General features: G+C 72.4%; 19 protein-coding genes. 11 read left to right on the top strand and 8 right to left on the bottom strand.

The window, feature by feature from the left end:
* From BUE45_RS32445 to BUE45_RS34060, 4 genes are read right to left on the bottom strand one after another with little or no spacing between them, the layout of a single operon-like run.
* A complete protein-coding gene (locus BUE45_RS32445; RefSeq protein WP_084737033.1) occupies positions 1-1452 on the bottom strand; it encodes a TrbL/VirB6 family protein in 1452 nt (483 codons plus the stop codon).
* A 39-nt stretch (positions 1453-1491) separates the two neighbouring features.
* Positions 1492-2241, bottom strand: a complete 750-nt coding sequence (locus BUE45_RS08595) for a DUF8175 domain-containg protein (RefSeq protein WP_073377234.1) — start codon at positions 2239-2241, stop codon at positions 1492-1494.
* A 19-nt stretch (positions 2242-2260) separates the two neighbouring features.
* Positions 2261-2566 (bottom strand): hypothetical protein, encoded by a 306-nt coding sequence (locus BUE45_RS08590; protein ID WP_073377232.1) that lies wholly within the window; start codon positions 2564-2566, stop codon positions 2261-2263.
* Between the two features lie 19 nt (positions 2567-2585).
* On the bottom strand, positions 2586-3011 hold the full coding sequence (locus BUE45_RS34060; RefSeq protein ID WP_394328511.1) for a DUF6668 family protein: 426 nt from the start codon (positions 3009-3011) through the stop codon (positions 2586-2588).
* Between the two features lie 361 nt (positions 3012-3372).
* Here BUE45_RS34060 and BUE45_RS08580 point away from each other — a divergent pair, with 361 nt between their 5' ends.
* Together BUE45_RS08580 and BUE45_RS33770 are read left to right on the top strand one after the other, a co-directional pair.
* Complete coding sequence (locus tag BUE45_RS08580) at positions 3373-4464, top strand: lytic transglycosylase domain-containing protein (RefSeq protein ID WP_073377230.1); 1092 nt, start codon at positions 3373-3375, stop codon at positions 4462-4464.
* A gap of 122 nt (positions 4465-4586) precedes the next feature.
* Complete coding sequence (locus tag BUE45_RS33770) at positions 4587-4718, top strand: hypothetical protein (RefSeq protein WP_281256333.1); 132 nt, start codon at positions 4587-4589, stop codon at positions 4716-4718.
* A 123-nt stretch (positions 4719-4841) separates the two neighbouring features.
* On the opposite strand, the gene BUE45_RS08575 is transcribed toward BUE45_RS33770, so the two are convergent.
* Together BUE45_RS08575 and serC are read right to left on the bottom strand one after the other, a co-directional pair.
* Positions 4842-5876: a glycerophosphodiester phosphodiesterase family protein gene (locus tag BUE45_RS08575; protein ID WP_073377228.1), complete on the bottom strand. Its 1035-nt coding sequence runs from the start codon at positions 5874-5876 to the stop codon at positions 4842-4844.
* Positions 5877-6005: 129 nt separating this feature from the next.
* On the bottom strand, positions 6006-7127 hold the full coding sequence (serC, locus tag BUE45_RS08570; protein WP_073377225.1) for a phosphoserine transaminase: 1122 nt from the start codon (positions 7125-7127) through the stop codon (positions 6006-6008).
* Between the two features lie 232 nt (positions 7128-7359).
* On the opposite strand from serC, the gene BUE45_RS32440 reads away from it, so the two are divergent.
* The 8 genes from BUE45_RS32440 (at position 7360) to BUE45_RS08530 (ending at position 18698) form a co-directional block, all read left to right on the top strand.
* Positions 7360-10794, top strand: a complete 3435-nt coding sequence (locus tag BUE45_RS32440; RefSeq protein ID WP_073377223.1) for a hypothetical protein — start codon at positions 7360-7362, stop codon at positions 10792-10794.
* Between the two features lie 58 nt (positions 10795-10852).
* Positions 10853-11506, top strand: a complete 654-nt coding sequence (pdxH, locus tag BUE45_RS08560; protein ID WP_073377221.1) for a pyridoxamine 5'-phosphate oxidase — start codon at positions 10853-10855, stop codon at positions 11504-11506.
* Positions 11507-11867: 361 nt separating this feature from the next.
* Positions 11868-12569, top strand: coding sequence for an iron-dependent transcriptional repressor DtxR (locus tag BUE45_RS08555; RefSeq protein ID WP_073377219.1), 702 nt, complete (start codon positions 11868-11870; stop codon positions 12567-12569).
* 143 nt (positions 12570-12712) lie between these two features.
* Positions 12713-14992 (top strand): SpoIIE family protein phosphatase, encoded by a 2280-nt coding sequence (locus BUE45_RS08550; RefSeq protein WP_073377217.1) that lies wholly within the window; start codon positions 12713-12715, stop codon positions 14990-14992.
* 226 nt (positions 14993-15218) lie between these two features.
* A complete protein-coding gene (locus tag BUE45_RS08545) occupies positions 15219-16082 on the top strand; it encodes an ABC transporter substrate-binding protein (protein WP_073377215.1) in 864 nt (287 codons plus the stop codon).
* A 1-nt stretch (position 16083) separates the two neighbouring features.
* Positions 16084-16932: an amino acid ABC transporter permease gene (locus tag BUE45_RS08540; RefSeq protein ID WP_073377213.1), complete on the top strand. Its 849-nt coding sequence runs from the start codon at positions 16084-16086 to the stop codon at positions 16930-16932.
* Entirely contained in the window at positions 16929-17711 is a 783-nt protein-coding gene (locus BUE45_RS08535) for an amino acid ABC transporter ATP-binding protein (RefSeq protein WP_084737032.1), read from the top strand. The genes BUE45_RS08540 and BUE45_RS08535 overlap by 4 nt, the downstream gene beginning before the upstream one ends.
* 222 nt (positions 17712-17933) lie before the next feature.
* Complete coding sequence (locus BUE45_RS08530) at positions 17934-18698, top strand: NPP1 family protein (RefSeq protein WP_073377211.1); 765 nt, start codon at positions 17934-17936, stop codon at positions 18696-18698.
* 151 nt (positions 18699-18849) lie between these two features.
* Here BUE45_RS08530 and BUE45_RS32435 read toward each other — a convergent pair whose 3' ends face one another.
* Both BUE45_RS32435 and BUE45_RS08525 read right to left on the bottom strand, forming a co-directional pair.
* Entirely contained in the window at positions 18850-19017 is a 168-nt protein-coding gene (locus BUE45_RS32435) for a hypothetical protein (protein ID WP_178378480.1), read from the bottom strand.
* Positions 19018-19053: 36 nt separating this feature from the next.
* Positions 19054-20196, bottom strand: a complete 1143-nt coding sequence (locus tag BUE45_RS08525) for an acyl-CoA dehydrogenase family protein (protein ID WP_073377497.1) — start codon at positions 20194-20196, stop codon at positions 19054-19056.
* 176 nt (positions 20197-20372) lie between these two features.
* Here BUE45_RS08525 and BUE45_RS08520 point away from each other — a divergent pair, with 176 nt between their 5' ends.
* Positions 20373-22400, top strand: a complete 2028-nt coding sequence (locus BUE45_RS08520; protein ID WP_073377209.1) for an MDR family MFS transporter — start codon at positions 20373-20375, stop codon at positions 22398-22400.
* Positions 22401-22558: the final 158 nt, after the last annotated feature.

Below are 22558 nucleotides of genomic sequence, written 5' to 3'. Positions count from 1 at the left end.
TCATTTACGGCTGCCACTGGGCCCATCGCCTCCGGAAGCGGTCTCGTCGACCGCCTTCTTGCTCGCTTCGCCGACGGCCTTGACGGCCTTGGCGGCCGCGTAGACGGCGGCGGTCTTGGGGTTGCTCTTCATCGCGGCCGAGCCCGCGCCGCTGCCGGCGCTGGCCATGGCGCCGCCTCCTCCGCCTCCGGTCACGGCCCCGCCTCCGGCCCCGCCGCCCGCGCCGCCGCCGGTCCGGGCGCCGCTGGTGTTGGAGGAGCCCGTGGCGCCTCCGCCGCTCCCTCCGCCGCCGCCTCCGCCGGAGGCACCGCCGCCCCCTCCTCCGCCTCCGCCGCTCGCCGAACCGGTGGGGAGCGCCGAGGTCGCGGCGTCGGCGGCTCCACCACCGCTGCCCGCGGTGGCGCCGACCATGGGCGTCACGAACTTCATCAGGGCGGGGAGGGCGAACAGGGCCAAGGCGAGCATGGTGACGCCCAGCATCACGTCCTGGAGCCCGGCCTCTCCCTCGGGCCGTTGCAGGAGCACGAACGCGAGGGCGTAGATGATCGCCGCCACGGGCTTGTAGAGCAGGAAGGCGACGAGCCAGGAGACGGCCTTCTGGAACCAGGACCTGCCCATCTCCGTGTTGGTGAACGCCGCGGTGAGGGGCAGCACGCCTGTGAGGAGGATGAGCATGCCGTCACGGATCATCATCAGCACCATCTGGATCAGGCCGATGATGATGATGACCAGTCCGAGAACGATGACCATGAGGAGTCCGCCGCCGCCGAAGTAGGAGCTGACGCCCATGAGGAGCAGGAACTCCGTGGCCAGTTCGCCGAGGTCGGACTGGCCGAGGCCCTCCGCCAGGATCCACGTCGAGAACTCGTCGCCCAGGCCGATGAGGATGTTGACGAAGGTCACGCAGGTCGCCGAGACCACGACCAGGGTCAGCAGCGACTTGAGCAGCTCCTTGCCGGGCTGGGCGCGCTGCTCCCAGGCCATCTTCACGGCTCCGACGATCACCGAGATGATCGCCGCGACCCCGACGTAGAACATCAGGCGGCTCTGGAGGAACCCGGCGGCCCCTCCGGCGGAGGAACCGCCCATCGCCCCGATCAGCGTCGAGACGACCGAGGCCGCACCGCCGATGAGCGCGACGGACCCGATGACCAGGGTCATCTTGCCGAGGTACTGGCCGCCCTCGCCCCGGGACCTGGCCAGGGCCAGCATCGCCCCGAGGACGATCAGGGAGAGCACGGCAACACCGAGTCCGATCCAGGTGACATAGCCGAGGAGTTCGCTCACCTCCCCCGCGGTCCCGCTCGGGGAGGTGATCCCGTTCGCGGCCGAGGCCTCGCCGGACTCCAGCTCCCGGGTGGGGCTCTCGATCCAGAAGGTCAGCATGGTGGAGACGACGTCTTCGACCTCGTCGGCGAACTGCTGCTTGATCTCATCCATGATGCTGGTCACCGCGTTGTCGAAGTGACATGCGATATTGATTCCGCACAATTAGATCGCCGCCCAAGGTGTGTAACCGCCCAGATCCTCCAGGACGGTGAAAAGGGGGTCGCTCTCTCCGCTCTCGTCGACCACGACCTTCCAGTCCCCCTCCACCCACACGAGGTCGAAGGTCATGCTCGCGTACACGGAGTCGGGGGCCATCAGGGCGAGGCTGATGCGGGCCTCGTCCTCGGAGTAGGAGACGACCTTGGCTGCGGCGATCTGCCCCCCCACGCCCTCCTCCGACTCCGGGGCGGCCTCCATCTCCGCGATGAAGGCGCCGCGTCCCGGCCCCGGGGCCACGATCAGCTCCCACCGGGAGCCCATGCGGTCGCCCCCGGCGTTGGCCAGGGCCAGGAAGTTGCCGGTGGCGAGCGCGGCCCCCTCGGGGGTGCGCGAGTAGCAGTGGCGCACCCCTCCGTCCTCGACCACGCCGGGTCCGTGCTCCGCCGTCTGCGGAGCGCGCATGCCGCCGATCGAGGTCCAGGTGGTGTCGAGCAGGGGCAGGAGCATGTCGAACTCGGCGGTGTGCGCCTCCAGCCCGCACACACTGTCCCGGTCGTCCGGGGAGGCCGGTGCCTCCTCGGGGGAGGGGGTCGCCCCGGGCCCGGAGGAGGCCGGGGCGGCGTCGGGGGCCGGGCCCCCTTCCGCCTCGTCGTCCGGCCAGACGGCGATCAGGACCCCGGAGAGCACGAGCGCGGCGAGAAATCCCGCGGAGAAGATGAAGGAGGGCCGGCTGAAGGGGTTCTCGTCGCTCATCGTCTGTGCTTCTCCGCGATCAGCTCACCAGGAACGAGACGAGGCTCGTCGCGCCCGAGATGACGATGACACCGGCGAGGACCATGCCGATCTTGCTCATGTGCTCGCCGCCCTCACCCCGCCGGGACTGGATGGCCATCACAGCGCCGGCGACGATGAGGCCGAGGACGCAGACCGCCAGGGCGACCCACTTGGCCCATCCCAGGATGGTGAGGAAACCGCCGTCCAGCCCGGGGGGCGCCTGGCTGGTGACCTCGTCGATGCCGAGTGCGAGGGGTTGGAGGAGGGACGTTGCGTCAGCTGCGAAGACAACTGCTTCGTTCATCGGGTCTTCGGTCTTTTCTCTAGCGTTTCAGGATCAGGGCTTGCACGCTTTTTATGAGTTTCCGCAGTTCAGTGGGCATGCCGCGCTGATCTGGTGCGGTGGGCGGATCGGTCCGCCATTGTTCTATCCAGGGGACGCGCCAGGTGCGGGGGGCTCCCCCTTCTACTAGATGCGCGAAGTCCTTCAGGGGTTTCGGAAGCTTACCGGGTGCGTCGGACACCAGGGCGAGGCCCAGGAGTTCCACCCCGGGAACAGCGCCGGCGGCCCATTGCGTGAGGGCGGACCGGGCGGACTCCAGGCCGTGAAAACTGGTCCTTGCCGTCAATACCACAGGAATTCCCCCGGGCGGAGGACTGGCCGATTGTGGCCATGTGTGGTGACTCTCAAGCGACTCGGAGAGCAGTGTCGCGAAAGTGCTCTCCCCCGACCCCCCGTGCGTTCCCACCCACCACACGCTGGGGTTTTCCGAAAAATTCCGGAGTGGGAGGCCCCTCCCCTCCGGTGCCCGGACGCCGGGGTGGGGGAAAGACGGTCCGGTGATCGTGGTATGAGTATCATCCGCCTGGCCGGATTCTCGGGCAGTGGCCTTTCGTGCCGCCTCCGCGTCATCCTGATCGGGTGTTGTCCAGGGGTTATAGGGTTCGGACAAGGCGGGACCGCTTTCCTTGATGGACGTGATCCTGAGTTACGGCGCCTACACATACTACATTCAGGACGTGTTTGCAATCATGAAAGGGTCGACCTGTGCGCCGTGAGGAGAAACGCGGAAAGCCGGACCCGATAGAGTCGCCGGGGAGTCTGCGCAGGTGAAGACACTGCTTTACATTCCCCTGGCCCTGATCGCCTTCATCCTGGTCTTCGTCCTGCTGCTGGTCAGTGTGATCGTCGAGGAGGACAACGGGTCGTTCTCCGAGTTCCCGGACTCCGTGCCCGGCATCCCCGACGCCGTCCTGCTCGCCTACGCCGCCGCGGCGGCCAGCGCCGGCGAGCTGTCCTCCGGGTGCGAGGGCATGACCTGGTCGCTGGTGGCCGGGATCGGTTATGTGGAGAGCAAGCACGGCACGTACGAGGGCGCCGAGGTCGACGACGAGGGCAACGTCCGCCCCGAGATCATCGGGGTGCAGCTCGACGGCAGCGGGGACACCGCCGAGATCCTGGACACCGACGACGGGGAGATGGACGGCGACGAGGAGTACGACCGCGCGGTCGGCCCGATGCAGTTCATCCCCGGCTCCTGGGCGATATACGGCCAGGACGGGGACGGCAACGGAGAGAAGGACCCGCACAATATCTTCGACGCCGCGGCGGCGGCCGTGGTGCACCTGTGCAGAAGCGGTGGGAACGACCTGACGACCGACGAGAAAATGCGTCGGGCCATCAGGGGGTACAACAATTCCGGTGAATACGTCAACGCGGTGATGGAGCGCAAGGAGCATTACGACTCCCTGCACGTGCAGCCGGGCGGCCCGACCGGCGGCGGGGCCATGGTCCCCTGCGCGAACCTCGGTCAGCTGCACTCGGACATGTGCGCGGTCCACGACGACCTGAACGACAAATTCGGCGCCTTCTACCTCTCCGCCGGCGGCTACCGGAACGAAGCGGGAAGCGACCACGGTTCGGGCATGGCGATCGACTACATGGTGGCGCCGCTGGGCGGTTACCCCACTCCGGGGAACCACGCCATGGCCCTTCAGGTCATCAAATACGTCATCAAGAACAAGGACCGGCTCCGCATCAAGGGGATGATCTACGAGCAGCGCATCTGGAACGCGCAGTTCGACCCGGTGGGAGACGGGGACTGGCTGCAGGTGAGCCGGCCGATGGGCGACCGCGGAAGTCCCACGCAGAACCACTACGACCACATCCACCTCGCGGCTGGACCGGGCGATATGCAGTGAGGCCGGCCGCCGCGGCGGAAAAGGGGTGTCGGAGGGCCTGAGCCTTTCCGCCGCGGCCGGCGACTCCCGGTCGCCGCCCGGACGGAGCCGCGCGAATCCCCGCCCTTTCCCCGCCCGTTCCGGTGCCCTTCCCCGCATTGCGCGTCCGCGGCCGTGGAACGGAGCGGGGGAGCGCGGTCCCGTTCATCGCGGGCGGCGGCCTGGTGGCCGCCCTGCTGATCGGCGGCATCGTCCTGCTCGCCCGCCGCGGGTGAGCGGGCGGTCCCGGGAGGGGTCCCGTCCGGACCTCCTCCGGTCGGCCCGCGGGGTGCCCCGCCCGCCGCGGGCGGGCGGTCCGGGCGGGCCCTGCCCGAATCCCCCGCCGGGCGGGGCGCCGCTCAGCCGTCCTTCTTGGGGCCCTGGCCGTTCTGTGCGGCCCGGCCGGCGTCCAGGTAGTGCTCGCGCACCAGGAACGCGTGCCGCGAGAAGTCCGTGAACACCCCGTCCACGCCCAGCTCGAAGAACAGCTCGTACTCCGCCGCGAACGAGCCGTAGTCGCCCGGTCCGCCGTCCGAGCGCAGCGCCGGGGGCAGGAAGTGGTTCTCGCTGCGGAACGTGTACGGGTGCACCAGCAGCCCCGCCTCGTGCGCGTCGTCCACCAGCGGGGTCGGCTCGGTGAAGTCCCCGTCGTCGCCGACCGGCGCGATCAGCGCCTTGGCGGGGCCGATCCCGTGCGCGAACGACGCCACCTCCGCCAGTCCGTCCGGCGTGGTGTAGTGCAGCCAGTGCTCCTCGGTGCCCAGGAGGAAGATCAGCGGCAGCTCCGTCTCGGCGAGCTTGCGCAGGCTCTCGGCCTCGAACGACTGGAGGAACACCGGCACCCGCGGCTCCGGGCCGGTCAGCCCCGCCGCCTTGAGCGCGGCGATCAGCGGCGGCTCCAGCTCCAGGCCCTGGGAGGCGTGGTAGGAGGGGTGCTTGGTCTCGGGGTAGATCCCGACCGGCCGCTTCAGCTCCGCGGTGAGGGAGAGCGCCAGGGCGATGACCTCCTCCAGGGTCGGGACCTCGTAGGCGCCGTCCATCAGGGCGTTCATGGTGCGCACGTCCCGGAGGCGCTCCTTGGCGCGCAGCGACTTGATCTCCTCCAGGGTGAAGTCCTGGGCGAAGAACCCCGTGGTCTCCCGGCCGTCGACGGTCCGGGTGGTGCGCCGGTCGGCGAACTCCGGGCGGTCGGCCACGTCGGTGGTCCCGCCGATCTCCGCCTCGTGCCGGCAGATCAGCCGCCCGTCGGAGGTGGCGACCAGGTCGACCTCGATGAAGTCGCCGCCGTGCCGGGCGCCCAGCTCGTAGGAGGCCAGGGTGTGCTCGGGCCGGTGCCCCGACGCACCCCGGTGGGAGATGATCTTGATGGGGGAATCCAACTTGTTCCTGCGCACAGTCGACCCGTCCTGGAAGTCCGGAAGAAGGAGAAAAGGGGAGGCCGGCCCGCGCGGAGCGGACCGGCCTCCATTCTGCCCCTTCACGGGAGCGCGGCGCGGCCGGGAGGGGGACGGCGCCTGAACGGCTCAGGAGAGCTGCGTGAGCACGTAGTCGATGCAGCCGGTCAGGGCCTGCACGTCGGCGGGCTCGACGGCGGGGAACGTCGCCACGCGCAGCTGGTTGCGGCCCAGCTTGCGGTACGGCTCGGTGTCCACGACCCCGTTGGCCCGCAGCACCGCGGCGACGGCCGCGGCGTCCACGCCCGCGTCGAAGTCGATGGTCGCCACGACCTGGGAGCGCTTGGCCGGGTCGGTGACGAACGGCGTCGCGACCGCTGACTTCTCGGCCCACGTGTACAGGATCGAGGAGGACTCGGCGGTGCGCGCCACCGACCAGTCCAGCCCGCCCTGCCCGTTGATCCACTCCAGCTGCTCGGCCAGGAGCAGCAGGGTGGCCACGGCCGGGGTGTTGTAGGTCTGGTCCTTGCGGGAGTTGTCCACGGCGGTGGTGAGCGAGAAGAACTCGGGGATGTACCGGCCGCTCGCGGCGATCTCCTCGACCCGGGCCAGTGCGCGGGGCGACATGACGGCCAGCCACAGGCCGCCGTCGGCCGCGAAGCTCTTCTGCGGGGCGAAGTAGTAGACGTCGGTCTGCGCGATGTCCACCGGCAGGCCGCCGGCGCCGCTGGTGGCGTCGACCAGCACCAGGGCGTCCCCGTCGGCCCCGGCCACCCGCGCGATGGGCGCGGCCACACCGGTCGAGGTCTCGTTGTGGGTGAGCGCGTAGGCGTCCACACCGGCCTCGGCGACGGCCTCGCCGTGCGAGCCGGGCTCGGTCTTCAGGACGGTCGGCTCCGCCAGCCAGGGGGCGCCCTGGGCGACCTTCGCGAACTTGCCGGAGAACTCGCCGAACGACAGGTGCTGGGACTTCTCGCGCAGCAGGCCGTGCGCGGCGATGTCCCAGAAGGCGGTGGTGCCGCCGTTGCCGAGGACGACCTCGTACCCCTCGGGCAGGGAGAAGAGGTCGGCGACCCCCGAGCGGACCCGGGAGACCAGGGACTTCACGGGCTTCTTCCGGTGCGAGGTCCCCAGGTAGCGGGGCCCGGAGGAGGCCAGCGCCTCCAGCTGGGCCGGGCGGACTTTGGAGGGGCCGCTGCCGAATCGGCCGTCGGCGGGCAGGAGGTTCGCGGGAATCTGGATCTCGGTCACGGACCCCAGGGTAGTGGTGACGGCGGTGATGCCGCCGGTCAGGGGTGTTATTCACGCGCGCGAAAAAACGTGAGTGAGGACAAAACGGAACACAACCCCCCGGAGGTGGCCGGTACGGGACGGTGACGATTAGGTCTAATCGAGTGAAATGCGGGTGTCCCCTGTTGTCTAATGAGTGCGCTTCGGGGGGAGCGACCGCAGACACACGATCACCGCTGAGAGGTATCCGCGCGTGCCCGATCCCACCGGACCCACCGCCGCCCCCGGGGAAGCCGACCGCACCGGGGCCGCGGACCGGTACGGTGAACGGCGCCTCCTCGCCGTCTTCGACGCCCTGCGCAGGCGCCCCGGCCCCGGGCACCGGCGCCGCCAGGCCCGGATGGAGCGGCGCGCCGCCCGCCGCCGCCCGGTGCGCGTGCGCGACGGCGTCCAGCGCGGCGACCTCGCCGAGCCGCCGCCCGCCCTCGACCTCGTCCTGGACGACCCCGCCGGCCGCGGCGCCCTGCTGGACGCCCTGGTGGAGCGCTGCGGCAACCAGCCTCCGCTGCGGCTGCCCGTCGCCTCCGGCCCCGCCCCGCCGGACCCCGCCGCGGTGCCGGACGCCGGCGCCCAGGAGCCGTGGGCCACCACCGACGAGCTGTACGACCTGGTGGAGCGGCTCCTGCGCGACGCCGACGACGCCTTCCCCCCGGTCGAGGGCAACCTCACCGCGCCGCCCCCGCCCCGGTTCGCGCGCCTGCGCTCCCTGCTGCGCCTGCGCGCCTGCGACCGCCGCGCCATCCACGAGGCGATGCGCGGCAGCGTCGCCGGCCAGGGCGACCTCGAACTCGACACCGACCGCCGCACCCAGATCCACGTGGTGGCCGCGCTGAGCCGCCTGCGCGCGGCCTCGCGCCGTGAGAGGCACCGCGCGGTCCCGCGCTGGCTCGCCGCCTACGTGCGGATCGCCCGGGAGAGCGCCATCCGGCTCGCCGGACTGGGCACCCGCATCACCTTCGGCCGTCTGGACGCGGTGCTGCTCACCCCGGTCTCCTTCGTCATCGGCGTCCTGGGCGCGGTCGTGCCGCCCCTGCTGGGCGCGTTCGGACTGGCCACGGCCCTGGGCCTGGACACGCTGGTCGGTCCGACGCTCCAGGGGGTGAACACCTGGATCGCCGGGGCGTCCGCGCTCCTGCTGCTCGTCGTGTACGCCTCGCTGGCCCCCTTCCTCATCCTGCCCTGGCGTGCCTACCGGTGGCTCGACGACCACGCCGACTACGAGGAGAGGGTGGACCTGCGCGGGCACCGCGACCGCGGTATCCACGTCCTCAACCTGCTCAAGCGCGAGGCCGGGCGGGTGGGCGGGCTGCACAGGGACGAGGACCCGCCGCCCCCCGCCGCCCCGCCCGCGTCGGCCCCGCCGCGTGCCTGGTGGGAACAGGTGCTCCTGCTCCCCCCGAAGGAGCCGCAGGAGCCCCCGGCCGCCGCCACCGCCCCGCACCCCGCGCCCTCCGCCGGCGCGCGCGAGTACGGGCCCCTGCCCGCCGTCCACCGGCTCGCCGTCAACGCCCTGCTGGACGACCTCGCCGACACCCACGGCGGCGTCCACCGGCCCCTGAGGCCGGTCCGGGGCCGCACCCTGCGCCCCGTGCTACTGGTCGACCAGGACCGCCTGGACCGGGTCGGCCGCTACCTCGTCCGTCTCATCGAGGACGAGCGGGTGCGCCGTGCCCTGCCCGACCCCCTGCTCATCGTCCAGGTCCGAGGACCCGAGACGCCCTCCGCCGTCCCCTCGGCCGTCGACGTCACCCGCTACCCGTCCCTGCCGGGCACCGAGACCACCGACCGCCAGGCGGAGGTGTCCCTGTGGGGGCGGGCCCGCCACGCCGCCGGGGTCCTGGGCGTCTCCCGCACCCTGCGGCTCGCCGTTCCCCGGGTCCCCGCCGACCCCGCCGCCCACGGCCCGGCCGACCGGACCGTGCTCACCGCGGCGGCACTCGCCCGCCGCTGGACCGCCGGCACGAGCCTCGTCCTCGTGCTCGCCCTCCCCCTCGCCTGGGCGCTCGGACCCATCGCGATGAAACCGTTCAACCCCTGCGTCCAGAACTGGCTGTGGGAGCCGATCGGCATCGAACACGACGGCAAGGACTGCTACGGCGTCACCTTCGGAGGGTTCGAGTTCCATCCGCGCCTGGCCGAGGTCACCCGGCGCATCAGGGACCAGAACGAGGCCGTCGACGCCGCCCCGCGGGGAACCCCGTACGTGACCGTCGCCTACTTCGGCGCGCTCACCACGACCGCCGAGTCCGACCTCACCCTGGCCGGGGTGCAGGGCGAGCTGCTCGGCATCGCCCTCCGCCAGGCCGAGCACAACAGGTCGGCCGGCGGTTCCCTGCCCCGGATCAAGGTCCTGCTGGTGGGCGCCGGAGAGGGCTGGTCCCACGCCGAGGAGGCGGCGCGGATGGTCGTCACCCGCGCCGGCCGCACCCGCGACCGGATGGACCGGCCGATCGCCGCGGTCGGGTTCGGACAGAGCCTCCAGGGCACCACCGAGGCGATCCGGGTGCTGGGCGCCGCGCGCATCCCGGTCCTCGGCACCACCGCGACCTTCGACCACATCGCCCGGGAGAAGTCGGGCAAGTACGGCCAGTACTTCTTCCCGCTGGCCCCGTCCAACTCGCGGATCGCCGCGCAGGCCGCCGCATGGGCGGTCAGGGGGGCGACGTGGGACGGGGAGGGGCTGGCGGAGGGGGAGCCGAGACCGCGCTTCGACCCGGTGGAGACCGCCGTGGTCATCGCCGACGACCGGGAGGGGGAGAGCTACGGTCCGCACCTGGCGGAGCGGTTCATGGAGGAGTTCACGCTGCGGCGCGGGAAGCCCTGGGAGGCCGCCGACGGCTCCGTCCCGCCCGAGGGGACGGGTGTTCCCGGCGTGCTGCTCTACCAGGACCAGCCGGCGATGGCCGCGCACCTGAAGCGGGTGTGCGAACAGGAGCCGCCCGACCTCATCTATTTCGCGGGGCGCTCCACCGACTTCGAGAAGTTCCACCAGCAGCTGCAGATGGAGGGGAGCTGTGTGGACGACGAGGTGACCGTGCTCGGCGGGGACGACATCGCCAAGTACGTCACCGACGAGGCCGAGCGCATCAGCCAGGCCCCCGGGTACCCCGTCTTCTACACGCCGCTGGCCGCCAGCGGCAGCTGGGCCTTCACCGGCCTGGAGGAGCGGAGCTTCTACCCCCAGGCCGCGAAGCTGGAGGAGGCGCTGTACGGAGACGGCGCCGAGGAGGGGGGCGGGGAGACGCCCGCCGCGGACGGCGACGAGGGCCTCCCCTCGATCGCGCACGCCGTGCTCGCCGCCGACGCCCTCACCGTGTTCACCCGGGCGCTGTCCGACGTCGACCGCCCGGCCCCCGCCGACGGCGCTCCGCGGTTCCTGGCCGACGACCCTGCCTACGAGGCCGAGCGCGACGCCCTCGTGCAGCACGTGCAGGGCACGTCGGGGCTGTCCGCGGTCTCCGGGCGCATCGAGTTCGGGGAACCCGCCGAGGGCAACTGGTACGACGACCGCATGGTGCAGCTCGTCGTCGTCGGGCCCAGGGGGGAGAACGGGGAGCACCAGCACGTCATAGCGGCCTGCGGGGAGATCAGTCCGTCCGAGGTCGATCCCGGTCCGGGGTGCGTGTGACGCGCGCGGCGCCGGGGGCGGGTGGCGCGGGCGGCCCCGGCGAGAGAAGATGCCCCCTGTGGACCGTACAGACCCCGCCGAGCTGCGCGAACCGTACCCGGGTGCGCCCCTGCGCCGCGCCGACCTCGCGGCGCACCCGATGACCCAGTTCCACCTGTGGTTCGAAGAGGCCCGCGAGGCGGGCCTGGCCGAGCCCAACGCGATGGTGCTGGCCTCCGCGGAGCCCGACGGCATGCCGCGGGCCCGCACGGTGCTGATGAAGGGCTACGACCGCAGGGGTCTGCGCTTCTTCACCAACTACACCTCCCGCAAGGGCGTCGCGCTGGCCGCCGACCCCCGGGCGAGCGTCGTCTTCCCCTGGCACCCCGTCCGGCGCCAGGTGCTCGTCGCGGGCCGGGTGGAGCGCCTGGGCGACGCAGAGAACGACCGCTACTTCGCGTCCCGCCCGCGCGGCTCCCGCCTGGGAGCCTGGGCCAGCGAGCGCCAGTCGCAGCCGGTCGCCGACCGCGACGAGCTGGACCGCCTGTACCGGGGGTTCGAGGAGGTCTGGCAGGGCGACGCCGAGATCCCCCGCCCGGCCTACTGGGGCGGGTTCCGGCTGGTCCCGGGCGAGGTCGAGTTCTGGCAGGGCGGCGCCGACCGCATGCACGACCGCTTCCGCTACCTGCGCGGCGCCGACGACACCTGGGACATCGCCCGCCTCGCGCCCTGACCCGACCGGCCCGGCGGGGGAGCGCCGCGGGCGCCCCCGGAGCGGTATCGGTCACATCCGCGGGCCCCGGGCGGCCCCGCGGGCGCCGGCGGCCCGGACCCGCGCGGGCGGGGTCCGCGCGGGTCGCGGAGCGGAGCGCGCGGGAGCGCGGCGGGGTAGGGTCCAAGGGCCGGGAGGCCATGGAATTCCGGGTCCTTGCCGTCACGATATGCTTGCGGTATCGGTGGTCGCTCCCGCGGTCGTGCGGACACCCCGGTCCCCACTCGGCTCCCGGGAATCGCACCGCCCCGGCCCGTGTTGTGAGAGACCTGCCGTGCCCGCCGTGACCGCGCGCCGGGCGCAGAGTCATGGGAGGGGAGTCTTGACCGCACACGGGCTGATCGACACCACGGAGATGTACCTCCGGACGGTTTTCGAGCTCGAAGAGGAGGGCATCGTCCCCCTTCGGGCGCGGATCGCCGAGCGACTGCACCAGAGCGGCCCGACCGTCAGCCAGACCGTGGCCCGCATGGAGCGCGACGGCCTGCTGCGGGTCGAGAACGACCGGCACCTGGTCATGACCGCCGAGGGCCGCAGGCTGGCCACCCACGTCATGCGCAAGCACCGGCTCGCGGAGCGGCTGCTGGTCGACGTCATCGGGCTGCCCTGGGAGGACGTCCACATCGAGGCCTGCCGCTGGGAGCACGTCATCTCCGAGGCCGTGGAGGAGCGCCTGGTGACGCTGCTCAACGCGCCCTCGGTGTGCCCGCACGGCAACCCCATCCCGGCGCTCGACGAGCTGGGCCTGGACGACTACTCGCCCGAGCCCTTCACCGACGAGTCCATCGTGCCGATGGTCGACGTCGCGTCGGGACCGGACACCACCGTCACCGTGCGCCGGATCAGCGAGCAGATCCAGTCCGACGCCGACATCATGCGGACCCTGCGCGAGGCGGGGGTGCAGCCCGAGCGCGAGGTCGTGCTGCGCGCCACCGACGAGGGCGTCCGGGTGCTGGCCGAGGACGGCGGGGGCACCGACCTCACCTCGGCGATCGCCGGGCACATCTTCGTCGCCAAGCCGTGACGACGGGGATCCGTTGCTCATCAGGATTGTCACATTGCGCTGCGAGAACGTTGACGGTGTTGCTACGCTCGCTGCAAGGTGCGGTCGTTCGGGTGACCCGGGGCGGGCATGCTTGCAGTTCATGACGGCGAGGTGGCGGCTAGATGACACGGTGGGGTGAGCCCTTCCGCGAAGGCGACGCGCTCGCCACGGCCGCCGTCGTGGACCGGGCGCAGATCGCCATCGTCGTCATCGACCGGTTCAGCCTGCTGCGCTACTGGAACCCCTTCGCACGCGAACTCTTCGGCTTCGTGGGGGGCCGCGACTACGTCGGCCTCTCCCTGCTCGACATCGGCATCCACGAGTCCGACCGCGAACACGCCTCCCAGCTGGCCCGCCGCGTCCTGCGCGGCGAGCCCTGGGAGGGCACGTTCGCGGTCCTCAAGGGCGATTCCACCTGGATCCACGTCCGCGCCCAGGCCGTGCCCATGCGCGACGACGACGGCGAGATCGACGGGATCACCCTCATCGCCCGCGAGGCGCTGCGCAGCGGCCGGGTCGAGGAGCAGTACGGGCTGCTGGAGCGGATCGGCAGCCGGCTGGCCAGCTCCCTGGAGTTCGACTCCACGGTGCGCGGGGTCGCCGGGATCCTGGTGCCGCAGTTCGCCGACCACTGCTTCATCGACCTCTACGAGCGCGACCGGCTGGTCAGACGGGTCTCCGTGCACGCCGAGGGCTGGACGCCCCCGCCGCGGAGCTGGTTCGACGTCGGGGAGGAGGTCCGCTACCCCGAACGCCACTTCGTGACCCAGGCGCTGCGCCGCCTGGAGACGGTCGTCAGCGGCGACTACCTCTTCGAGAACTCCCCCAACGACCGCTCCGACCGCGTCTCCCGCCAGGTCGGGGTCACCTCCGCGATCGCCGCCCCGCTGCGCGCCCGCGGCGAGGTGCTGGGCGTGCTCACCCTGGCCCTGTCCGGGCTGTCCCCGCGCCAGAAGAGCACCTACGGCGGCTTCGACCGCGACCTCGTCGGCGCCATCGCCTCCCGCGTCGCCCTGGCCATCGACAACGCCCGCCTGTTCGAGGAGGAGCGCAGCACCGCCCTGGCCTTCCAGAACAGCCTGCTGCCCAGCGACTTCCCGCCGCAGGACGGGCTCACCATCGCCTCCCGCTACCTGCCCGCCGGGCCGACCCAGGCGCACGGCCACGGCATCCAGACCCAGGTGGGCGGCGACTTCTACGACGTGATCCCGCTCTCCGCCGGGCGGGTGGGCCTGGTCATCGGCGACGTCGAGGGCCGCGGCCCGCACGCCGCCGCCGTCATGGGCCAGCTGCGGGCCGCCCTGCGGGCCTTCGCCCAGGCCGACCGCGAACCCGCCGACATCCTGCGCGAACTCGACGAGTGGGTGCGCCGCCTGGGCCGCCCCGACGGCGACGGCGGCACCCTGATCCCGAGCGTCAGCTGTCTGTACATGGTCTACGACGCCTGGTCGCGCGAGCTGTCCTACGCCAACGCCGGACACGCCGCCCCCCTGCTCATCACCTCGGACTCCGCCCAGGCGCTGGAGCTGGAGGTCCACGACCGCATGCTCGGCACCCGGGTCAAGGGCGGCGCGGGCGAGGACGTGGTCTACCACCAGGCCGAGCTGCGGCTGCCCACCGGGGCCACCCTGCTGCTGTACACCGACGGCCTGGTCGACCGCACCCCCATCGGCGGCGGGCGCGACCCCGAGCGGGCCTTCGACCGGCTCACCGAACGGGTCTCCGAGGTCGCCGACAAGGACGTCGTCCAGATCGCCGAGGCGGCGGTGCACAGCGTTCCGGGAGAGCTGGACGACGACACCGCGCTGCTGGTCGTGCGCACCGACTCCGACGAGCTGGCGCTGCGCGAGGGCTGGTTCCCCTCCGAGGCCTCCACCGTGGGCGAGGCCCGCCACCTGGCGGCCAACACCTTCAAGGAGTGGGGGATGGACCGGGACCAGGCGGAGCTGGCCTGCCTGCTGGTCTCGGAGATCGTCACCAACGTCGTCATCCACGCCACCCCGCACCCGGTGCACCGGGAGTTCACCGACACCGGCGTGCGCGACTCCGAGACGCCCTTCGACGGGACCCCCTCCTTCGACGAGTTCGACGAGGACTGGAGCGACCTGCTGGACGAGGTCGCCGAGGCCGACGAGGCGGACGCGGAGGACGACGACAAGGAGTTCCTGCTCCGCCTGCGCAAGGGGGCCTCGCGGGTGTGGGTCGAGGTCTTCGACCACGACCTGCGGCTGCCCCGCATCCGCAGCGCCGCCGCGGACGACGAGGGCGGCCGGGGCCTGTACCTGGTGGAGCAGCTGGCGACCCGCTGGGGTTCGCGGCCGACCCCCGACGGCAAGGCGGTCTGGTTCGAGATGCCCATGCTCCCCCAGGGGGAGGACGAGGACGGCGAGCCCTTCGTGTGAGCGGCCGTGGGCCCGGGGCGGCGCCCGCGGCGCCCCGGACGCCCGGTGCCCGCTCGCGCGGTGCGGTGCGCGGGCGCCCCGGGGCGGTGTCCGGCGGGCCGCCGGACACCCGAACCGCGTGACCGCGCGCTCGCGCAGTGTTCCGTGACGCAAAAGACCTGGATTCACCCCCGGTCAGGTAGGTAATTTGTACGGCATTCCGTCCCCCTTCACGTGGAGCGAGCCGATGACCTCCCGACCCCTGTCCGCGCTCGGAGCGTTCGCCGCCGGAGCCGTCCTGCTGGCCACCGCCTGCTCCCCGGCCGAGGAGGCCGCACCCGACGCCGGGAGCACCGTCGAGTGCACGCCCGAGGGCCTGCCCACCCTCACCGCGGGCGAGCTCACCATCGGCACCGACAGCCCCGCCTACCCGCCGTGGTTCTCCGACGACGACCCCTCCAACGGGGAGGGCTTCGAAGCGGCCGTGGCCTACGCGGTGGCCGCGGAGCTCGGCTACGGCGCCGACCGGGTCACGTGGACGACCGTGCCGTTCAACAGCGCCATCCAGCCCGGTCCCAAGGAGTTCGACTTCGACATCAACCAGTTCTCCATCACGGAGGACCGGGCGCGGGCCGTCGACTTCTCCAGCCCCTACTACGACGTCCGCCAGGCCGTCGTGGCGCTGGCCGGCTCCGAGGCCGCCGACGCGGCCTCCACCGCCGACCTGGCCGGGCTGACCATCGGCGCGCAGGTCGGCACCACCAGCTACGACACCCTGCTGGAGGCGGTCGACCCCGAGGCCGAGCCGCTGGTCTACAACAACAACGACGACGCCAAGCAGGCGCTGGAGAACGGGCAGGTGGACGCGGTCGTCTTCGACCTGCCCACCGCGTTCTACATCACCGCCGCCGAGCTGGAGGACGCCGTCATCGTCGGGCAGCTGCCGCTGGGCGAGGAGTCCGCCGAGCAGTTCGGGCTGGTGCTGGACCTGGACTCGCCGCTGACCGACTGCGTCGGCTCCGCCGTGGACTCCCTGCGCGAGCGCGGCGTCCTGGCCGAGCTGGAGCAGGAGTGGCTGGCCGAGGCCGCGGACGCCCCCGAGCTGGGCTGACGTGGGCGAACACGTCCCCAGCCCGCTGGAGGCGGAGCGGGTCGCGCTGCGCCGCCGCCAGAGCGTCCGCTCCGTGCTGGTCGGCGCGGCCTCCACCGCCGTGCTGGGCGCCGTCCTGGTGACCGTCCTGGTCGGCTCGCCCGGCTGGGAGCGGGTCCGCGAGACCTTCTTCGACCCCGGGGTGGCGGTGCGGGTCCTGCCCGCGGTGCTCACCGGGCTCTGGCTCAACGTACGGCTGCTGGTGTTCTGCGCCCTGGGCGCGCTCGCCCTGGGCCTGCTCGCCGCGGTGCTGCGGACCCTGCGGGGCCCGGTGTTCTTCCCGCTGCGCGCCCTGGCCACCGCCTACACGTACGGGTTCCGGGGCGCCCCGCTCATCATCGTGCTGTACCTGATGGCGTTCGGGGTGCCCGGCCTGCGGCTGGAGAACACGCCGAGCGTGCTCGTGCTCGGCGGGATCGCGCTGGTGATCACCTACGGCGCCTACATCGCCGAGGTGTTCCGCGCGGGGATCGAGTCGGTGCACCCCAGCCAGATCTCCGCGGCCCGCTCGCTGGGGCTGACCTACCCGCAGGCGATGCGCTGGGTGGTGCTGCCCCAGGCGGTGCGGCGGGTGTCGCCGCCGCTGCTCAACGACATGGTGGCGCTCCAGAAGGACGTCGGCCTGATCTCGCTGGCCGGCCCCATCGACGCGATCCGCGCCGCGCAGATCGCCACCGCGCAGACCTACAACTTCACGCCGTACATCGTCGCCGGGGTGCTGTTCGTGCTCATGGCGATCCCGCTGGTGGCGATCACCGACCAGGTGACGCTGCGGGCGGCGCGGCGCCAGTCGGCGGAGGGGGCCCGGTGAGCGAGCTGGAGAGGCAGGCCCGGATCGAGGGCCCGGCGCCGGTGCTGCGCCTGCGCGGGGTCCGCAAGGAGTTCCGGGGGAACACCGTCCTGGACGGGCTGGACCTGGACGTGCCCGAACACGCCGTGGTGGTGCTCATCGGGGCCTCCGGTTCGGGCAAGTCCACGCTGCTGCGGTGCGCCAACCTGCTGGAGCCGGTCACCGACGGCACCATTCACCTGGACGGCGAGCACATCACCGACCCGCGGGTGAACCCCGACCGGGTGCGCCGCCGCATCGGCATGGTGTTCCAGTCGTTCAACCTGTTCCCGCACATGACCGTGCTGGACAACGTCACCCTGGCCCCGCGCCGGGTCCACCGCCGCGAGCGGCGGGAGGCCGAGGAGAGGGCGCGGGAGCTGCTGGACAGGGTGGGGCTGGCGGACAAGGCGGGGGAGTACCCCGACCGGCTGTCCGGCGGCCAGCAGCAGCGTGCGGCGATCGTGCGCGCGCTGGTCAACGGGCCGCGGCTGCTCCTGCTGGACGAGATCACCAGCGCCCTGGACCCGGAGCTGGTGGGGGAGGTGCTGGACCTGGTGCGCGGGCTGCGCGACGACGGCATGACCATGCTGCTCGCCACCCACGAGATGGGGTTCGCCCGGCAGGTCGCCGACACGGTGTGCTTCCTGGAGGGCGGGCGCGTCCTGGAGCAGGGGCCGCCCGAACAGGTGCTGGGCGACCCGCGCGAGCCGCGGACGCGCAGGTTCCTCCAGCGGATCATCGACTCCGGCCGCCTCTGAACGTTCCCCGCGCCGAACGCGCGGGGAACTCCTCCCTCCCGTTCCGAACGCGCGGGGAACTCTCGGCAGCCCCCGTTGCGCGCGGGAGCGCCGGCTGGTGTCATCGAATCCGACCGGGTACACCCGCGCCCCGCTTGTTCACCCAGGGTGATCGCACGACCCCCGTGCGGTGTCCCGGTCGCCGGCACGCCCCCTGTGCCGGGTACCGAGAGGAGAACCCCCTTGCCGCCACGCGCACCCTCCCGCATCGCGCGCCGGGCCCTGGCCCTGGCCGCCGCCCTGGTCGTCATCACCCCCGGCATCGCCCTGGCCGCGCCCCCGGCGGCGCTGCCCGCCGCCCACGGCGCGGAGGAGGGCCGGTGGCAGCCGGCCTTCGACTACGACACCGACGGCTGCTACTCCACGCCCGCCATCGGCCCGGACGGCACCGTCGCCGAGGGCCTGAACACCACCGGCGCCCTCAACGGGAACTGCCGGGACCGGTCCGACCTGGACAACACCAACTCCTACTCCCGCTCCAAGTGCGACGACAGCGGCTGGTGCGCGTACATGTACGCGCTCTACTTCGAGAAGGACCAGGTGCTGCCGGGCTGCTGCGGCCACCGGCACGACCTGGAGCACGTGGTGGTGTGGGTGTTCGGCGACGAGGCCCGCTACGTGTCCGCCTCGGCCCACGGGGACTACGACACCCGCCCGGCCGACCAGGTGCTGTGGGAGGGCACCCACCCCAAGATCGTCTACCACAAGGACGGCGCGTCCACCCACGCCTTCCGGTTCGCCGCCGGGCACGACGACCCGCCGGAGAACCACTACGGCGTCTGGCAGTACCCGGACCTGGTGGGCTGGGACCACTACCCGCCGGGGATCCGCGACATCCTCACCTCCGCCGACTTCGGCAGCGCCCAGCTCGACCTGCGGGACGGCTCGTTCCCAGGGGCGCTGGACAAGGCGCTCCCCGACGGCATCGACTTCGACCCCTGGGCCTAGGGGCCGTTCCCCGGGACCCGTGCCCCGCCCCGGTCCGCGCCCGTCGCCCGCGGCGGCCCCGGCGGGGCGGCCGGAGAACGGGCTCCGGCGTGCCGGGGGCGTCCCGCGGGGCGCCCCCGGGGCGGGGCGGGCCGTCGCGGCCGCGGGCCCGTCAGCGCCAGGACCAGGCCCACAGGAGCAGGCACAGGAAGATGAAGAAGACCACGATCCCGCCGGTGGTCCAGGGGATGTGCACCCGGGGCCGCAGCTTGCGCACGCCGATGACCAGCAGTACGACCAGCAGGCCCATGACGATGAGGCCGTCCCACGCACCGCTCATGACCGACTCGACCCTTCCGAACGGGGGTTGACCGGCTTACAGGCCCAGACCGCGTCCCACGATCTCCTTCATGATCTCGGTGGTGCCACCGTAGATCGTCTGCACGCGGGAGTCCTGCCAGGCCCGTGCCACCGGGTATTCCATCATGTACCCGTACCCGCCGTGAAGCTGCAGGCACCGGTCCATCACCTTGTTGCACAGCTCGGTGGTCCACCACTTGGCCATGGCGGCGTCCTCGACGGTGAGTTCGCCCCGGTTGAGCAGCGTGACCGCCCGGTCCACGTAGGTACGGGCGATGTCCACCTCGGTCGCCAACTCGGCCAGGACGAAACGGGTGTTCTGGAACCGTCCGATAGGGCGGCCGAACGCCGTGCGCTCCCGGCAGTACTCGATCGTGTGCTGGAGCATGTACTCCGCCGACGCCGTGGCGCAGACGGCGATGGACAGCCGCTCCTGCGGCAGGTTCTGGAGCAGGTGGATGAACCCCTGCCCCTCCTGCCCGATGAGGTCGGCGGCCGGGACCCGCACGTCCTGGAAGAACAGCTCGGCCGTGTCCTGCGCCTTCATGCCGATTTTGTCGAGGTTGCGGCCCCGCTCGAAGCCCGGGGCGCCGCGCTCGACGGCGAGGAGGGAGAAGCCCTGCGCGCCCGCGTCCGGGTCGGTCCGGCACACCACGATGACCAGGTCGGCGTTGACGCCGTTGGTGACGAAGGTCTTGGACCCGTTGACCACCCACGTGTCGCCGTCGCGGACCGCGGAGGTGCGGATGCCCTGGAGGTCGCTCCCGGTCCCGGGCTCGGTCATGGCGATGGCGGCGATGGTCTCGCCGGAGGCGAACCCCGGCAGCCAGCGCCGCTTCTGCTCGTCGTTCGTGAGGTTGATGAGGTAGGGGGCGATGACGTCGTTCTGGAGCGTGAAGCCCAGCCCGCTGGCGTGGGCCCGGCACACCTCCTCGTTGACGACGGCGTTGAACCGGTAGTCCCGCACCCCGGTGCCGCCGTACTCCTCGGGGACGCCGTGCCCGAGCAGGCCCGCCTCGCCCGCCCTCGCCCAGACCTCGCGGGGGACGATGCCGTCCTTCTCCCACCCGTCGTGGAAGGGGACGACCTCCCGCGCGAGGAACCCCGCCACCGCCTCGCGGAAGAGGTCCTGGTCGGCGTCGAAGAGTTCCCGCTTCATGCTCTGCTCCGGGGTGTCGTGGATCACGGTTGCCGCCACAGTAACCGAACCGCATTCGGTTTTGAAGGGGGTGGTCCAAGCGGCGGCAAAGTTCCCGTCTGCCCGGGTGTTCCGCGCCTTTCGCGACCTGTGACCGCTTCTAAGGTGACCGCACCGGCGGACGGAAGGCGGAGCCGATGGCCCAGGCCCAGAGGGAGCGGCGCGACCACCGCGGGGGGCGGATCGCGGTGATCATGGCCGCGCTCATGCTCACCGTGCTGCTGTCCGCGCTCGACCAGACGATCGTGTCCACGGCGCTGCCGACCATCGTCTCCGACCTGGGCGGGCTCAACCACCTGTCCTGGGTCATCACGTCCTACCTGCTCGCGGTCACCGCCAGCACCCCGCTGTGGGGCAAGCTCGGCGACCAGTTCGGCCGCAAGCCGCTGTACCTGGTCTGCATCGCCGTGTTCCTGGCCGGCTCGGCGCTGTGCGGGCTGGCCCAGGACATGTTCCAGCTCATCCTCTTCCGCGGACTCCAGGGCATCGGCGGCGGCGGTCTGATGGTGCTGTCCATGGCGATCGTCGGGGACGTCGTCTCCCCCCGCGAACGCGGCCGCTACCAGGGGCTGTTCGGCGCGGTCTTCGGCGTCTCCAGCGTGGCCGGGCCGCTGCTGGGCGGCCTGTTCGTCGACCACCTCTCCTGGCGGTGGGTGTTCTACGTCAACCTGCCCCTGGGCGTGCTGGCGTTCGCGACGGTCGTGGCGGTGCTCCCCTCCACCCGGCCCACCGGCCGGCGGACCATCGACTACGCCGGGATCGTGCTGCTGGCCGCCACCGCCGTGTGCCTCACACTGGTCGCCTCCTGGGGCGGCGCGGTCTACGCCTGGGCATCGCCGCAGATCGTCGGCCTGGCGCTGGCCGGCGTCGCGCTCGGGTTCGGCTGGTGGCTCTCGGCCCGGCGCGCGGCCGAGCCGGTGATGCCGCTGGGGCTGTTCCGCAACCCGGTCGTGGCGGTCGCCATGGCCATCGGCCTGTGCGTCGGGTTCGCGATGATGGGCTCGATGGCGTTCCTGCCGCTGTTCCTCCAGATCGTCCACGGCCAGTCGCCGACGGCCTCGGGGCTGTTCCTGCTGCCGATGGTGCTCGGGCTCTTCCTCACCTCCATCACCTCCGGGCGGCTGGTCACCCGCACGGGCCGGTACAAGCCGTATCCGATCGCCGGGATGGCGGTGACGTCGCTGGGCCTGTTCCTGCTGTCGCGTCTGGGGCCGGAGACGTCCGACCTGCGGATGTGGGGCTCGTTCTTCGTGCTGGGCGTGGGGCTGGGGCTGGTCATGCAGGTCGTGGTGGTGGTCGTGCAGAACGCCGCCGACTACGCCGACCTGGGCGCGGCCACCTCCGCGGCCACGTTCTTCCGGTCCATCGGCGGGTCGTTCGGCACGGCGGTGTTCGGCGCGGTGTTCTCCGGGCAGCTGGCGGGCAACCTGGCGGCCCGCGCCGGGGGGTCGGGGCTGCCGCCGGGCGTGGACGCGGCGAGCCTGGAGAGCGACCCGCGCGCCCTGGACGCGCTGCCCCCGCAGGAGCAGGCGATGTTCCTCCAGGCCTACGCCGACGCCATCGACGTGGTGTTCCTGTGCGCGGTGCCGGTGGCCCTGGTCGGGCTGGCGCTCGCCGTGTTCCTGCCGCAGGTGCCGCTGCGCACCACGGTGGGCTCCCAGCCCGCCGACCTGGGGGAGTCCCTCCCGCCGGTGGCCTCGGGCGGGCGCACCGCGATCGAGGCCGTCGAGCGGGAGATCTACCGCGCCTGCGGCCACGAGGGGGCCCGGGAGATGTACGCCCGGCTGCGCTCCGCCGCCGGGCTGGAGATCTCGCCGCGCGCCTGCTGGACGCTGAGCCACCTGGCGGTGACCGGGCCGCTGCGGGTGTCCGAGCTGGCGGAGATGTCCCGCCTGCCCGACGACCGCTGGGAGGCGGTCCACCGGGAGCTGCTGGAGGCGGGGTACCTCACCGGGGAGGGCGAGCCCTGGGAGCTGGGCCCCGCGGGGGAGGCCGCCGCGCGCCGCGTCTTCGACGCGCAGCGTGAGGCGCTGGAGTCCCTGTCGCACGACTACGACCCGCGGGCGCACCCGGAGGTCGTGGCCGCCCTGGAGCGGATGACCGCCGAGACGCTCGGCGACGAGGGGGACGCGGGCCGCGTGGTCCGGGAGGACGGGCGCCCCTAGAGGCGCGCCGGGCCCGGACCCGTCCCGTTCGACGCGGGTGGCGGGGGCGCCGGTACTCGGGTGTTCCGCTGCTTTCGCCGCCACGGTATCCCGTGCCCGCCGGGCGCCCGGGCCCCTCCGACGGGGCCGGCCGCGCCGGTGTGGACCGCGGGGTCCGC

It is taken from the genome of Nocardiopsis flavescens (assembly GCF_900141985.1).
GTDB lineage: Bacteria > Actinomycetota > Actinomycetes > Streptosporangiales > Streptosporangiaceae > Nocardiopsis > Nocardiopsis flavescens.
Note: the sequence above shows the minus strand (reverse complement) of the source record. Positions and strands in the feature narration are given on the sequence as shown.

What these genes read in the sequence shown, in the direction of transcription:
- BUE45_RS08520 (WP_073377209.1), top strand. Translation starts at nt 20,373, where the DNA reads ATGGCCCAGGCCCAGAGGGAGCGGCGCGACCACCGCGGGGGGCGGATC.
- BUE45_RS08545 (WP_073377215.1), top strand. Translation starts at nt 15,219, where the DNA reads ATGACCTCCCGACCCCTGTCCGCGCTCGGAGCGTTCGCCGCCGGAGCC.
- BUE45_RS08525 (WP_073377497.1), bottom strand. Translation starts at nt 20,196, where the DNA reads ATGAAGCGGGAACTCTTCGACGCCGACCAGGACCTCTTCCGCGAGGCG.
- BUE45_RS08590 (WP_073377232.1), bottom strand. Translation starts at nt 2,566, where the DNA reads ATGAACGAAGCAGTTGTCTTCGCAGCTGACGCAACGTCCCTCCTCCAA.
- BUE45_RS08550 (WP_073377217.1), top strand. Translation starts at nt 12,713, where the DNA reads ATGACACGGTGGGGTGAGCCCTTCCGCGAAGGCGACGCGCTCGCCACG.
- BUE45_RS32435 (WP_178378480.1), bottom strand. Translation starts at nt 19,017, where the DNA reads ATGAGCGGTGCGTGGGACGGCCTCATCGTCATGGGCCTGCTGGTCGTA.
- BUE45_RS08595 (WP_073377234.1), bottom strand. Translation starts at nt 2,241, where the DNA reads ATGAGCGACGAGAACCCCTTCAGCCGGCCCTCCTTCATCTTCTCCGCG.